Annotated in this window: 12 protein-coding genes; 4 read left to right on the top strand and 8 right to left on the bottom strand. The window is 59.2% G+C overall.

Translation table 11 applies throughout. The features are described 5' to 3' along the window. Positions 1-23: 23 nt before the first annotated feature. From HDE75_RS03545 to HDE75_RS03520, 6 genes are all read right to left on the bottom strand, one after another. Positions 24-917, bottom strand: coding sequence for an AraC family transcriptional regulator (locus HDE75_RS03545; protein WP_183676198.1), 894 nt, complete (start codon positions 915-917; stop codon positions 24-26). Positions 918-1,013: 96 nt separating this feature from the next. Continuing rightward, positions 1,014-2,420: a DEAD/DEAH box helicase gene (locus HDE75_RS03540; RefSeq protein WP_183676199.1), complete on the bottom strand. Its 1,407-nt coding sequence runs from the start codon at positions 2,418-2,420 to the stop codon at positions 1,014-1,016. Between the two features lie 392 nt (positions 2,421-2,812). Continuing rightward, positions 2,813-3,334, bottom strand: coding sequence for a helix-turn-helix transcriptional regulator (locus tag HDE75_RS03535; RefSeq protein WP_183676200.1), 522 nt, complete (start codon positions 3,332-3,334; stop codon positions 2,813-2,815). Between the two features lie 5 nt (positions 3,335-3,339). Continuing rightward, positions 3,340-3,618 carry a hypothetical protein gene (locus tag HDE75_RS03530; RefSeq protein ID WP_183676201.1) on the bottom strand — a complete coding sequence of 93 codons (279 nt, stop codon included), beginning with the start codon at positions 3,616-3,618 and terminating at the stop codon, positions 3,340-3,342. A 73-nt stretch (positions 3,619-3,691) separates the two neighbouring features. Then, positions 3,692-4,480 carry an enoyl-ACP reductase FabI gene (gene fabI, locus HDE75_RS03525; protein WP_183676202.1) on the bottom strand — a complete coding sequence of 263 codons (789 nt, stop codon included), beginning with the start codon at positions 4,478-4,480 and terminating at the stop codon, positions 3,692-3,694. A 126-nt stretch (positions 4,481-4,606) separates the two neighbouring features. Continuing rightward, positions 4,607-6,019, bottom strand: coding sequence for a transglycosylase SLT domain-containing protein (locus HDE75_RS03520; protein WP_183676203.1), 1,413 nt, complete (start codon positions 6,017-6,019; stop codon positions 4,607-4,609). Between the two features lie 332 nt (positions 6,020-6,351). Between HDE75_RS03520 and HDE75_RS03515 the strand changes: the two genes are divergently transcribed. Then, positions 6,352-6,936 (top strand): DUF1415 domain-containing protein, encoded by a 585-nt coding sequence (locus tag HDE75_RS03515; protein ID WP_183676658.1) that lies wholly within the window; start codon positions 6,352-6,354, stop codon positions 6,934-6,936. Then, a complete protein-coding gene (locus HDE75_RS03510; protein WP_183676204.1) occupies positions 6,926-7,114 on the top strand; it encodes a DUF1289 domain-containing protein in 189 nt (62 codons plus the stop codon). The genes HDE75_RS03515 and HDE75_RS03510 overlap by 11 nt, the downstream gene beginning before the upstream one ends. A 160-nt stretch (positions 7,115-7,274) precedes the next feature. On the opposite strand, the gene HDE75_RS03505 is transcribed toward HDE75_RS03510, so the two are convergent. Further along, the gene (locus HDE75_RS03505; protein ID WP_183676205.1) at positions 7,275-7,781 is read right to left on the bottom strand and encodes a DUF1993 domain-containing protein; all 507 of its coding nucleotides are present in this window, start codon (positions 7,779-7,781) and stop codon (positions 7,275-7,277) included. Between the two features lie 238 nt (positions 7,782-8,019). Here HDE75_RS03505 and HDE75_RS03500 point away from each other — a divergent pair, with 238 nt between their 5' ends. Beyond that, positions 8,020-11,160, top strand: a complete 3,141-nt coding sequence (locus HDE75_RS03500; protein WP_183676206.1) for a bifunctional diguanylate cyclase/phosphodiesterase — start codon at positions 8,020-8,022, stop codon at positions 11,158-11,160. Between the two features lie 183 nt (positions 11,161-11,343). Here the strand turns inward: HDE75_RS03500 and HDE75_RS03495 are convergent, their stop codons facing one another. Next, positions 11,344-11,772: a thioredoxin family protein gene (locus HDE75_RS03495; RefSeq protein ID WP_183676207.1), complete on the bottom strand. Its 429-nt coding sequence runs from the start codon at positions 11,770-11,772 to the stop codon at positions 11,344-11,346. 275 nt (positions 11,773-12,047) lie between these two features. Between HDE75_RS03495 and HDE75_RS03490 the strand changes: the two genes are divergently transcribed. Next, complete coding sequence (locus tag HDE75_RS03490; protein WP_183676208.1) at positions 12,048-12,965, top strand: 23S rRNA (adenine(2030)-N(6))-methyltransferase RlmJ; 918 nt, start codon at positions 12,048-12,050, stop codon at positions 12,963-12,965. Positions 12,966-13,087: the final 122 nt, after the last annotated feature.

The following is a 13,087-nucleotide window of genomic DNA, read 5'->3' as shown; positions in this document are numbered from 1 at the left end:
CGCTTCCTGCTAAAAGTGCCGCTTTATGCTTTGGTTTGTGCGCTGCGGCGATAAGCGCTGGGCGTGACTCCGGCCAGGCGGAGAAAGGTGCGTGAAAAATGTTGTGCATTCGTAAAGCCGCACAGCAAACCGATTTCAATCACGGCATATTGACGTTGCCGCAATAGCAGCTTGGCGTGGGCGATGCGCAATTGCAGCACGTATTGATGCGGTGTGGCCTGGAAGCTGGCCTGGAACAGCCGCGAAAAATGCGCCGGGCTGTAATTGGCGCATGCTGCAAGGTCGCTCAGTGGGATCGGCTGTGCCAGATTGGCCTGGATATAGTCGGTGATGCGGCGCATTTGCCAGGCCGGTAAACCAGCCTGTCTGCTTGCCGGCGGCACGCGTAGACCATGCTGGCTGATCAGCCGTGCACAAAGGGCTTGCTCGATTCCATCGGTAAACAGGCGGCCCGAGCTGTAACCATGTGCTTGTTCCAGCTGTAGCGTATGCATCAGCATGGTCAACATGGGATCGCGGATGCCAGGCGCGGGTCGCGCTTCGAAGCTGCGGCCGTCGAGCAGGCTGGCCGCCGCCTGCGCCATCACGGCATCGTCCAAGGTGACACTGATGCAATGGGCCGGCGCCAGCCACTGTATGCTTTCCTGGCATGCGCGCAGCGATAGCGCCAGTGATTTTGTCGACAGCTCAATGCGCCGGACCGGTCCATTTTCCTGCGCATGCAGCATGGCGCCCGGACGCAGGAACATGGTCAGTACTTGTTGTGGGATCGCATGGCTTTGCCAATCCCCAGGCGGCAGCTTGTGGATCTCCACCAGCAAGGTAGGCGATGGCGATACCTGGCCGATCGGCTGTGTATCGAACAGGGGCGTCGCGATACCCTCGCGCAGCGCCATGATGCGGGCGGTTTCAAACATGTTTTCTGTAAGTCGGGCTCATCATGCAAAACGGCCACCAGATGACTCGGGTGGCCGTTTTATCAAAGCTTTGCGCTAGGCTATGTTAATCGCGGATTAACGGTCGCCGTAGCTGCGGCGTGCGCCGTCGGTGCTGCGCGGGTTGGAACCCTTGTAGCCGCCGCCGCTGCTCGGTGCGCCATCTTTGCGTGGTGCGCCTGGCTTGCTGAACGTGCGTTGGCCTGGTTTTGCGCCGCCACGGTTGTCGCCTGGTTTCCAGCCGCCTGGACGAGCGCTCGAACGTGGTGCCGAAGCCGTTTTCTTAGGCTCGAAACCTTCGATGACATTGACCGGGATCAATTGCTTGGTGAAGCGTTCGATGCGTTTGACGTTCATGCCTTCAGCGTGGTTCACCAGCGAGATGGCCAGGCCATTGCGGCCAGCGCGGCCGGTACGGCCGATGCGGTGGACGTAGTCTTCCGGGAACTTCGGCAGATCGTAGTTGAACACGTGGGTGATGGTCGGTACGTCGATACCGCGGGCGGCAACGTCGGTGGCAACCAGTACCTTGACCTGGCCGCGGCGCATGCCGTCCAGGGTGCGGTTACGTGCGCCCTGATGCATGTCGCCGTGCAAGGCGGCAGCCGAGAAACCGGCGATGTTCAGACGGTCAGCGATGGTGTCGGCGTCACGCTTGGTAGCGGTGAACACAACCGCCTGATCCAGCGATTCGTCGCGCAGCAGGTGATCCAGCAAGCGATTCTTGTGCGACAGATCGTCCACGAAGTGCACGCGCTGGGTGATGTTTTCATGCTTGTTGGTCGAGCTGGCAACTTGAATCACCAGCGGGTTTTTCGTGATGCGGCGGGCCATATTGCCCACTACGCCGTCCAGCGTTGCCGAGAACAGCATGGTTTGACGGCCTTCTGGCGTCGCTTCAACGATTTTTTCGATGTCGTCGATGAAACCCATGTCCAGCATGCGGTCAGCTTCGTCCAGCACCAGGATTTCCAGTTGCGAGAAATCGATCTTGCCCGATTCCATGTGGTCGATCAAACGGCCTGGAGTCGCCACCAGGATTTCCGGGTTCTTGGCCAGCAATTGCATTTGTTTAGGATAAGGCATGCCGCCCAGGATCGACACAGCCTTGATGCGGCGGATGCCGGTGCTGTACTTGTCGGTATTGGTGGTCACTTGCAGTGCCAGTTCGCGGGTTGGGGTCAACACCAGCATTTTTGGCTGGGCAGCCTTGAAGCGTGGACGCTCGCCACGGGCGCGCGATGCCTGCATTTCCTGGTTGGGCGTCTTGCCGGCGGTGCTTTGTTCTGCGCTGGCCAGTTTGTGCAGCGACGGCAGCATGAATGCTGCGGTCTTGCCCGAACCGGTTTGCGACGAGACCAGCAAGTCACGGCCTTCGATCGCGGCAGGAATCGCTTGCGACTGTACCGCGGTTGGCGCGGTGTAGCCCGATTCGGTCAGAGCGGCGAGGATGGACGGATGCAGGCCTAAAGATTCAAATGTCATTCTTTTCTTTCGTAAAAATCAGCGTTCTTGCAAAAAGCAGAACGCAAAATAGCAACGCCAACCAAAACGAAATGACTCAACTAAAAAGAAATTTCGGCACAAAAGCTTTGCGCCGGGACGGTGTCAGGTGCGACACACAAGGCGGGAGGGCTTTATAAGCGGCATCCTGTGGATGCGCTAAAGGCTTGCGAAGCTGCTAGGTTTGGTATTCCATGTTGCTGCGGTCTTGCTTCCATTTCGTGAAAGCATATTGCAGCGCACAAACGACACTATACCGTATTTTCAGCGGTTTTGCACTGCTTAAATGTGGCGAAAGGAAAGTCCTGCCACACTTGCCCATCACATCATCAGGAAGCGCGGACGATACCGGCATTTATTTGGTGGCAACTATGTCAGCTGAACAGGGCGACCAGGCCGGGCGGCAGAGGAGCGGCCGTGGCCACTTGCCTGGCCAGATTGATTTGCATGGTTGCCTGCGCCAGTTCGATCAGGCTGTGTTCCAGCTGATAATTGCCCTTGTCATGCAGCCACGACAACACTGGCGCCAAATGCCAGATAGTCGTGCTGCCTTCATGCACGGGCGCGGGAAAGCTGTGGCGGTGCCTGTTCATGAGCTTATGCATGTTTTGCCGGGTCAACCCCAGTACTTGCGCCACATCGGTCAAGCCTACGAAGTCGGGCGCGGCTTCCACCAGCATGGCGTCGGGCACGATGGCTTTCACGTCGGCCAGCGCGCTTTGCAGCGCCTCGTGGGCGCTGCCGGCTTCGCGCGTAAACTCCAGCGCCAGGCGGCCCGGCTGCCCGATACCGATCAAGGCGTCGTCACAGCCGCTATTGCCCAGGCGTCCGGCCAGCGCGTCGAGGTCGTGTTCACTATCGGGCAGGCGGTATTTGAGAGTGAAGATGTATTCCATGGCGGCTACCCTTTTGCTGTGCGTTGCATGAGATCGTGCATCAGTTTTTGCAGTGTGCAATTGTCGACCACCCGGCGGATCGCCCGCGCGTGGTTGCCGGGATTTTTTGGCGTACTCCAGATGCAGGCGATACAGAATTCACCGCAGCGGCAGCCGTCATCATTGTAGGGGCAGTAAATTTTGCCCCAGGCATGGCTGCCACCGACTTCCACGCGCCAGCCTTCGTCTTCCGCGTGGCGCAGCGCCGCTTCAATTTCTTTCTTGGGATGTGAGGAGCGCGCCATGGCGATGTCTCCAAGGTAGATGAATATTCATCGGTTGTCAAGTGACAACCGATGAATCTCGTTTGTCACGGCCTTAGTCTACTTCAGGGTTGACGGCCATGACTTGCGAAAAGCCGCCATCGACGTAGGTGATTTCTCCCGTGATGCCCGAGGCCAGGTCGGACAGTAAAAAGGCTGCCGTGTTGCCCACTTCCTCAATGGTGACGTTGCGGCGCAAGGGAGCGTGCTCGGCCACAAAGCCCAGCAGCTTGCTGAAATCCTTGATGCCCGAAGCGGCCAGGGTCTTGATCGGGCCGGCTGAGATGCCATTCGCGCGGATGCCCCTGGGGCCCAGCGATTCGGCTAGATAGCGCACGGAAGCTTCCAGCGAGGCCTTGGCCAGGCCTATGGTGTTGTAGGCCGGAACGGCGCGTTGGGCGCCAAGGTAGGTCAGGGTCAGGAGCGCCGCGCCAGGGTGTAGCAAGGGCAGGGCGGCCTTGGCCATGGCGGGAAAGCTGTAGGCGGAAATGTCATGCGCGATACGAAAGCTTTCGCGCGACAGGCCGCCGAGGAAATCGCCGGCGATCGCCTCGCGCGGCGCAAAGCCGATGGCGTGCACCAGGCCATCGAGTTGTTCCCAGTGGTGCGCCAGGTCGTGAAACACGGCGGCAATCTGCGCGTCGCTGCTGACATCGCACTCAAACACCAGTGTGCTGCCGAATTCCGCCGCGAATTCGGTGATGCGCTCCTTGAAGCGCTCGCCAACATAGGTAAATGCCAGGCTGGCGCCTTCGCGATGGCAAGCCTTGGCGATACCGTAAGCAATCGAGCGGTTCGACAGCAAGCCCGTGATGAGGATCTTTTTTCCTTGCAAGAAGGCCATGGCGACTCCTGTTCGGTAGTGTTGGTGAGGCTGTGGATGGGAGTATAAAAGTACAACCGGCCGCGACAGCTAAGCTGTGGCGGCCGGTGGCGTGCTGCAGGCATGATCGGGCTGATCAAGCGATGCTCAGTGGTGTGCCTTGCGGTTGTGGGCGCCGCGCTGGATGCGCGGTTTGACCAGCGAAATGGGCCCGGACTGCGCCTTGCCGCCTTTGCTGCCCTTGGCGTGGCGCACGTTCTTGCTGGATCGTTCAGGACGATCCGCTTCCAGCAGCATGGTGGCGTTGTCGGCGATTTCCTGGGTGATGTCCATATTCATCGTGGCCGCTGTTTTGGGCACGAGGATGGTGGAGCCGGCGCGCAGGCGCGTGTTCTGCGGGATATTGTTGGCCTTGCGCAGTACATCGGCCGTGGTGCCGAACTTCGACGCCAGCGTTTCCAGGCGTTCACGCGCGCTGAGGATCTTGTGCGTGGTCCAGCTCGACAAGGCATGGCCCCATTGCGCCAGATTGGTGGTGAACTTGGCAGCGTTTTCCTGTGGCAACAAGATCTTGGTTTTTTCACTGCCGATGATGACCGGGCGGTTAAATTCCGGATTCAAGGCCTTGAACTCGTCCATCGACAGCTCGGCCAGTTGCGCCGCCACGGTGACATCGATGTCGCTGGTCTTGTCGATCGCCGTGAAGTAAGGCTGGTTTTCGACTACGGGCAGGGTGATGCCATACTGGGCCGGGTTGGCGATGATGTTTTTCACCGCTTGCAGTTTGGGCACGTAGTTGCGTGTCTCAGCCGGCATCAGGTCGGACAGGCTTTCAAAGTCGGTCGGCTTGCCCAGTGCCTGGTTTTTCTTGATGGCGCGCTGTACCGAACCTTCGCCCCAGTTATACGCGGCCAGCGCCAGTTGCCAGTCACCGAACATGTCATACAGGCGCTGCAGATACGTCAGCGCCGCATCGGTCGAGGCCAGGATGCCACGGCGTTCATCCTTGAACATGTTTTGCTTGAGGTTGAAGTCGCGCCCGGTGGCGGGCACGAATTGCCACATGCCGGCCGCATTGGCGCTGGAAAATGCTTGCGGATTGAAGGCGGACTCGATAAAAGGCAGCAAGGCCAGTTCGGTCGGCATGCCGCGTTTTTCCAGTTCCTGCACCACGTGGAAGATATAGCGCGAGGCGCGTGCCGTGGTGCGGGCAATGTAATCGGGACGGGTGGCGTACCAGTTAACGTGGTTGGTGACCAGCTGGTTATTAATGTCGGGAATTGCGTAACCGCTGCGGATGCGGCCCCAGACGTCCGCTTCGCGCAGCGGATCGGAACTGTCGCTGAGATTTTTCATCAGCTTGTCGGTCTTTTGCAGGCGGTTGTCGAGTGTGGGAAGCTTGGCCGTGACTTGGGAAGTCATCGGGATCAGGGCGGGGTTGGTGGCGGCGACTGGCGCGTTATCGCTCTCAACACCGGCTTCATACGCCTGGCTGAGGGCCGGCGCTAGCGCCAGTGCCAACGCCACCAGGACGGTAGGTTTTAAGGAGTTTTCGTGCATAGTGTTCCATTGTTGTCGTCGAAGAAACATCGGACTGACCCAGAATTAAGAAGCGAGTGTACGTATATCCACATGCCGGAGTCAAGAATTATGTCAGCGTGATGACAGGAAAAGGATTAATTTTGCGTAATTTTCCCTTCGTTAATAGTGCAATCACTACTATAAAATTTGCCGTTTTCCCCGTTCGGCCGTCGTTACAGCATAGCCGGGGCACGCTCAGGCACAAGCGTAGCGGCCCTGAAGCATGACACTGCGCAAAGAGCGTCCACAGTGCGTACAATTTGGCTTTGGGCGGCTATGTCGCCGTCCATGTTATTAGGAAAGCATTAATGATGAATACCCCGCCGCGCCACGACGACGACCATGCCCTGATCATCGCCAATACCGTCGCCTGGATGGAAAAGGCCGTGATCGGCCTGAACCTGTGCCCGTTCGCCAAGGCTGTGCACGTCAAGAAACAGATACGCTACGTGGTGTGTGACTCCAGCAATCCCGAAGATTTGCTGGCGATGCTGATGGACGAGCTGCAAACCTTGGCCGATACGGACCCGGAGCAGATCGACACGACTCTGCTGATCCACCCGTACGCGCTGAACGATTTCCTCGACTACAACGAATTTCTCGATGTGGCCGACGCAGCCGTGGAAGACATGCACCTGGAAGGCGAGCTGCAGGTCGCCAGTTTCCACCCGGATTATCAGTTTGCCGAAACGTTTGAAGACGACATCAGCAACTACACCAACCGCTCGCCGTATCCCACCTTGCACCTGCTGCGCGAAGACAGCATCGAACGCGCGGTGGAGGCTTTCCCGGAAGCGTCCGAAATTTTCGATAAAAATATCGCCACCTTGGAAAAACTGGGCCTCGATGGCTGGGAAAAACTCGGCATACCGAAGGTGACGCACGATGGCCGATGACCTGCCGCTGCGGCCCGACACGCCGTGCGTGGCCGTTTGCTCGACCACGTTCGACGAAATCTGCCGCGGCTGCGGCCGCACCGTCTCGGAAGTGGCCCACTGGGTCTCGATGACGGCGGAAGAGAAGGAAGTGGTGTGGGTGAGGATATTGGCTCAGGGTTACCCGCGCAGAAACTAAACTAAGAAGGCGATGCAACAAGAACCTTCCCTGTTGCATCAACGCTTAAGCAAATCGTCGCGAGCGGCGATGATTTGTGGCTAAGAAGCGCAACCATACTCTAGTATGGTGAGCATCGCAGGCCGCAAAGCGCGCCGTGCAGTAGATTTGCTTATGCGTCTCAGAAGCTACCGATGAAATCTTTCTTGCCGACTTCGATACCGTTATGACGCAGGATGTCATACGCGGTGGTGGCGTGGAAGAAGAAGTGCGGCAGGGCGTAGTGGAACAGATAGGTCTGGCCCGTGAAGTGTTTGGTCTTTTCACCGCTGCCGGTGGTGATGGCGCGCGTTTCGCTGCCGTCGATGTCGGCTTGCGGCAGGCTTTCCAAAAAGGCGATGGTTTTCGCGATGCGCGCTTTCAGTTCGGCGAAGCTTTGCTCGCTGTCTTCATATGGCGGCACGGCCACGCCGGCCAGACGCGCGCCGGCGCCCTTGGCGAAGTCGGTGGCGATCTGGATCTGGCGCACGAAAGGCAGCATGTCCGGGAACAAACGGAAGTGCAGCAGGGCGTTTGGATCGATCTTCTTGTCCTGGACGTGCGTTTCAGCCTTGTCGAGGATGGCCGACAGGCTACCCAGGATTTGTTTGAAGACGGGGATGGATGCGGAATAGATGGAGAAAGTCATGGTAGTTCCTCTTGGTAAAGTGGCGCGATCATAGCAAGCCGCGCGCTTTTCTGCTGGCCTGTGGTTTTTTCAGCCTATCCAGATGCCATAGACTGTCCCGCCGAGCGTGTTTATTGGTGACTTCCTGCGCTTTTTCCATGCATAATTGCTTTTGGAAAAGTTTCATTCCACCACCGCTCGCGCACTCCCCTATAAAGTTTGATGATCGCCCGCATGATCTTTTCTGCTCTGTGCCTTCATGGCTAATTCTCCGTATCGTCGTTTGCGCACCCGCCTGGGGGCCTTGCCTGGCTCGTCGGTCTCTTCCATGTCTGTCTCGTCCATCTATGGCGCCTTGCTGCTGGTGGTGTTTGGCGGGCTGGTCATTCCCGCCATCATCGGCAGCTACCTGCTGGTGGGCGTGCATGAGCGCCAGTCGGCGCGTACCAGCCTGAACGAATCCTTGCAGCGCAATGCCGACATCCTGGCACTGGGCATGCAGGAATCGCTGTGGAATATGAATGCCGAGTCGGCCCATTCGCTGGTCGAATCGGTGATGCGTGACCGAGCCGTGCTGCAAGTGACCGTGCTGGGCCAGGCGGACGCGCAATTCATACGCATGCAGGCGCCGCAGCGCCCTGTCGGCAATCTGTACCGTGCCGAGCGCGACATCCTTGTGCATGGCGAGCGTATCGGCCATGTCATCGTCGAGATGGACGATGCGCGCAGCCAGCAGGAACTGCGTGAAAAGCAGATGTCCTATATTTTCGTGCTGGGCGCACAGCTGGCCGTGTCGATGGCGCTGATCGTGCTGTTTTTGAACCGGCGCCTGCTCAAGCCGCTGCGCCGGCTGATGCGTTTTTCCGATCGCCTGTCGCATGGCGACTTCGATACCCGCCTGGAGTCAGGCAGCAATGACGAACTGGGCCGTTTGACAGATCAGCTCGAACGCATGCGTACCGCCATCCGGCAGCTGTTCGAAGACGTCGGCCAGCGCGAGGAGCGCTTCCGCACCATCGTCACGCAGGTGCCGGGCGCCGTCTTCCGTTACCGCCCGGACGGCCCCATCGATTTCGTCAGCGAGGCCATCGTCGATATTGCCGGCTACACGGCGGTGCAATTCATGCGCGGCACCACCCATGCCTGGGTAGACCTGATCTGTCCTGAAGACCGCCGCAACCATCGGCATGCCGTCAGGGCCGCTGTTGCTGAACTGCAACCGTATGAGCTGGAATACCGCATCCTCAATGCGTCCGGCGCCGAGCGCTGGGTGTCCGAGCATGGTCAGCCACAAATCGACGAGCAGGGCGTGATCTGGGTCGACGGCATCATCACCGACATCAGCCAGCGCAAGCATCATGAGATGCGCATCGAAGCGCTGCTGACGGAGCAGAGCGCGATTCTCGACAATGTGATGTTTGGCGTGATGTTCGTGCGGCACCGCCGCATCGTCTCGCTGAACCGCCGCTGCGAGGAATTATTCGGTTATGCCAGTGGCGAGATGGCAGGCTGTTCGACCGCCATCGTTTTCCCCTCGCCCTATGAATTCGAGGCGGCAGGCGAACGCCAGTACCGCATTCTGGCCCAAGGCGGCGACTTCAGTGAAGAGCGCCACTACCAGCGCCGCGACGGCAGCTATTTCTGGGCCATGGTCAGCGGCTGTGCGCTCGATCCACACCGCCCCAACGAGGGCAGCATCTGGGTCTATGCCGATATCACGGCGCGCAAGGAAGCCGAGGAAAAGCTGCGCCTGTCGGCCACCGTGCTGGAACACATTGCCGATGGCGTGATGGTGGTCGATGCGCATGGCGTGATCGTCGCCGTCAATCCCGCGTTTACCCAGATCACCGGTTATACCGAGGCCGAGGCGCTGGGCCAGCCTTCGTCGCTGACGCGTTCCGAGCGCCACGATGCCGTCTTTTACCAGGCGCTGTGGGATGAGTTGTCCACCTCGGGCTTCTGGCGCGGCGAAATCTGGAACCGGCGCAAGAATGGCGAGATTTACCTGGAATGGCTGACCATCAGTGCCGTGCGCGACACCAGCGCGGCCACCACCCATTATGTGGGCGTGTTCAGCGATATTACCCTGGTCAAGCAGGCGCAGGAAAAGCTCGACCACCTGGCGCACCACGATCCGCTGACGGCGCTGCCGAACCGCTTGCTGTTCCACGACCGCCTGCATCACGCCCTGCAGCGCGCCGCGCGCGACCAGGAACAGCTGGCCATTTTGTTTATCGACCTCGACCGCTTTAAAAACGTCAACGACACTCTGGGCCACCATATCGGCGACGAATTGCTGCAGAAAGTCGCCTGCCAGCTGTCGGCGCGGCTGCGCGAAGGCGATACCCTGGCGCGCCTGGGCGGCGATGAATTCATCGTCCTGCTCGAGCGCATCGATGGCCAGTATGGTGCGACCCAGGTGGCGGAAAAACTGATGACTGTGTTCGAACAGCCGTTCACGGTGGCCGGCCATGAATTGTTCGTCACCTGCAGCGTCGGTATCAGCCTGTATCCGGACGATGCACTGGACTTGAATATGCTGATCCGCAATGCCGACGTAGCCATGTACCAGGCCAAGGCGCGCGGGCGCAATGGCTACCGTTTCTATGCGCCGTCGATGACGGGCGAGGGTGTGGAGCGCTTGCGCCTGGAAACCTTCTTGCGCCGCTCGATTGAAAAGCACGAGATTTTCCTGAATTACCAGCCGCAAGTGGAAATCGATACGGGGCGCCTGGTGGGCGTCGAGGCGCTGGTGCGCTGGAATCACCCCGAGCTGGGCCTGGTGCCGCCGGCCCGTTTCATTGCGCTGGCCGAAGATAGCGGCTTCATCAATCAGCTGGGCAAATGGGTGCTGGACGAAGCGTGCCGCCAGATGATGCGCTGGCAGCAACAAGGCTTGCGCGTGCCGAAGATGGCGGTCAACTTGTCCGTCAAACAGTTCGAGCGGGGCAGCATGGCCGGCATGGTGGCCGACATCCTGGCCGAAACAGGGCTCGAGCCGCAGCGGCTGCAGCTGGAAGTGACGGAATCGGTGATCATGAACACGGGCGACGCGCTCGGTTTCATCAATGACTTGCACGCCATCGGCGTGGGCCTGGCCATCGATGACTTCGGCACCGGTTATTCTTCGCTGGCTTACCTGAAGCAGTTGCCCGTGCAAACCCTGAAGATCGACCGCTCCTTCATCAAGGATATTTCGACCGACCCGAATGACGAAGCCATCGCGATTGCCATCATTCAGCTGGGCAAGAGCATGCATCTGTCGGTGATTGCGGAAGGCGTGGAAACCCAGGAGCAGGCGGCGTTCCTGCTGCGCCATGGCTGCAGGCTGGCGCAGGGATATTTATATAGCCAGCCGGTGCTGGCGCAAGACGTGCTGGAGCGCTGGCTGGACGGTTAAGCCAATAATATAAGCCAGTGCCTTAAGAGCCTATCCCAGTAGTGAGCGTCTTCTGCGGGCAGCTCATCGGGAGCGCGGGCAAGGCGTGAGGAGGACGCATGGCTAGCCATGCGACGACGAGCAACACAGTCCCCGCTTCTGAGGGGTGCCTGCAGGGGGCGTATTCATCTACTGGGATAGGCTCTAAGCCAGTGCTGCCGCGAGCAAGGTGCGCAGATTGGTTTCAGTTTGCCAGCTGCGCCGCTCTGCGCTGCTGTGCGACAATGCTGCCAGCTCTTCGGCGCTCAGTGCTGCCTGCGCTTGCACCATGCGGTGCGCCAACCCGCCATCGGGCAGCACCGTGCCAAAGAAGGCCACGTTATCCTCCCGCTGGATCAGCAGGGTGGGGAAGTTCTCGATATCGAGGTCACCCACCACGTCGGCCTGGTCTTCGATGTCGATCCAGACGAAGGTCTTGTCGGGATGGCGCGCGGCCAGTTCTTCGAAGGTGCTGCGGTAGGTGCCGCAAGTGCCACACCATTGCGCGCACAGGCAGGCCACCGTCCAGCGTGAGCTGGCCAGGGTTGCCGCGATGTCGCCACGGTTGTCGGTAGTGAGGGTCAGGCTATGCATGGTTTGTTCAAATGCTGGCAAAGGCGCCGAATGGGCGTATTCTACCGCGCCCGGCAGCCGTAGTCCTGCCCTGATGCATCAGGCAGCCTGGAGCTTATCTGCCGTGTTTTTTGATATAACAGCGGTTTCTAGTGGATAATGCTGCTAATTATGTGCTGAATCTGCCCGCTGCTAACATCAGCCTGTGTGGTTTTCCCGGCCGGCAGCCTGCTCTTCCAGTCTGTTCCCTGCAAGCACAGCCCCACCTTGACCTTCTTTATGGAATTAGCCAGCTTATGTTGAGTTACCGCCACGCCTTTCACGCGGGTAATCACGCCGATGTGTTGAAACATTATGTACAGATACAGTTGTTGCAGTATTTGAATCAAAAAGATACGGCCTACAGTTATATCGATACCCATTCCGGCGCGGGCGTGTATGCGCTCGACGGTGGTTATGCCTCGAAAAACGCCGAATATGAAACGGGCATCGCCCCGCTGTGGGACCGTACGGACTTGCCGGCCTCGCTGGCCGAGTACCTGAACCTGATCAAGGAAATGAATCCGAGCGGCAAGATGCGCTACTACCCGGGGTCGCCGTATTGCGCCGACCAGGTGGCGCGCGAGCAAGACCGTTTGCGCCTGTTCGAGCTGCATCCGGCTGATGCCAAGATCTTGGCTGACAACTTTCGCAAGGTCGAGGCGCATGCCGCAGAGAACGGCGTGCGTTCGACCGTGCGCGGCAAGCGCGTCATCATCACCAAGGCTGACGGCTTCCAGAGCCTGAAAGCCTTGCTGCCGCCGCCATCGCGCCGCGCGCTGGTGCTGATCGATCCGCCATATGAAGACAAGATGGACTACCGCAAGGTCAAGGACACCTTGGCTGACGCGCTGGTGCGTTTCCCGTCGGGCATCTACGCCGTGTGGTATCCGGTGCTGCAGCGCATGGAGTCGCGCCAGTTCGCCGATAAGCTCAAGCAGCTGCCAGCCACCGAATGGCTGCACGTGACCCTGACCGTCAATACCCCATCGCCAGACGGTTTTGGCCTGCACAGTAGCGGCATGTTCATCCTGAACCCGCCGTACACGCTGGAACCGATGTTGCGTGAAGTCATGCCTTACCTGGTCAAGGTGCTGGGCCGCGACGATGGCGCCAAGTTTGTGCTGGAAACAGGCAAGGGCGGCATCAGGAATACGGGCACGCGCCGCGTTTAAGTGTCGGCTGATCGCTGAAAGGCCCCGGGCGCCATGCTCGCGGGCCGATTTATGTTGCGCTGCAGAACGCCGCATAAAAAATAGATGGCATATACTGCAATCAGGCACCGGAGCAACCGGTT

It is taken from the genome of Janthinobacterium silvisoli, from assembly GCF_014200725.1.
GTDB lineage: Bacteria > Pseudomonadota > Gammaproteobacteria > Burkholderiales > Burkholderiaceae_D > Janthinobacterium.
This window is presented reverse-complemented; position numbering and strand designations above follow the sequence as displayed.

What these genes read in the sequence shown, in the direction of transcription:
- HDE75_RS03545 (WP_183676198.1), bottom strand. Translation starts at nt 917, where the DNA reads ATGTTTGAAACCGCCCGCATCATGGCGCTGCGCGAGGGTATCGCGACG.
- HDE75_RS03540 (WP_183676199.1), bottom strand. Translation starts at nt 2,420, where the DNA reads ATGACATTTGAATCTTTAGGCCTGCATCCGTCCATCCTCGCCGCTCTG.
- HDE75_RS03535 (WP_183676200.1), bottom strand. Translation starts at nt 3,334, where the DNA reads ATGGAATACATCTTCACTCTCAAATACCGCCTGCCCGATAGTGAACAC.
- HDE75_RS03530 (WP_183676201.1), bottom strand. Translation starts at nt 3,618, where the DNA reads ATGGCGCGCTCCTCACATCCCAAGAAAGAAATTGAAGCGGCGCTGCGC.
- fabI (WP_183676202.1), bottom strand. Translation starts at nt 4,480, where the DNA reads ATGGCCTTCTTGCAAGGAAAAAAGATCCTCATCACGGGCTTGCTGTCG.
- HDE75_RS03520 (WP_183676203.1), bottom strand. Translation starts at nt 6,019, where the DNA reads ATGCACGAAAACTCCTTAAAACCTACCGTCCTGGTGGCGTTGGCACTG.
- HDE75_RS03515 (WP_183676658.1), top strand. Translation starts at nt 6,352, where the DNA reads ATGAATACCCCGCCGCGCCACGACGACGACCATGCCCTGATCATCGCC.
- HDE75_RS03510 (WP_183676204.1), top strand. Translation starts at nt 6,926, where the DNA reads ATGGCCGATGACCTGCCGCTGCGGCCCGACACGCCGTGCGTGGCCGTT.
- HDE75_RS03505 (WP_183676205.1), bottom strand. Translation starts at nt 7,781, where the DNA reads ATGACTTTCTCCATCTATTCCGCATCCATCCCCGTCTTCAAACAAATC.
- HDE75_RS03500 (WP_183676206.1), top strand. Translation starts at nt 8,020, where the DNA reads ATGGCTAATTCTCCGTATCGTCGTTTGCGCACCCGCCTGGGGGCCTTG.
- HDE75_RS03495 (WP_183676207.1), bottom strand. Translation starts at nt 11,772, where the DNA reads ATGCATAGCCTGACCCTCACTACCGACAACCGTGGCGACATCGCGGCA.
- HDE75_RS03490 (WP_183676208.1), top strand. Translation starts at nt 12,048, where the DNA reads ATGTTGAGTTACCGCCACGCCTTTCACGCGGGTAATCACGCCGATGTG.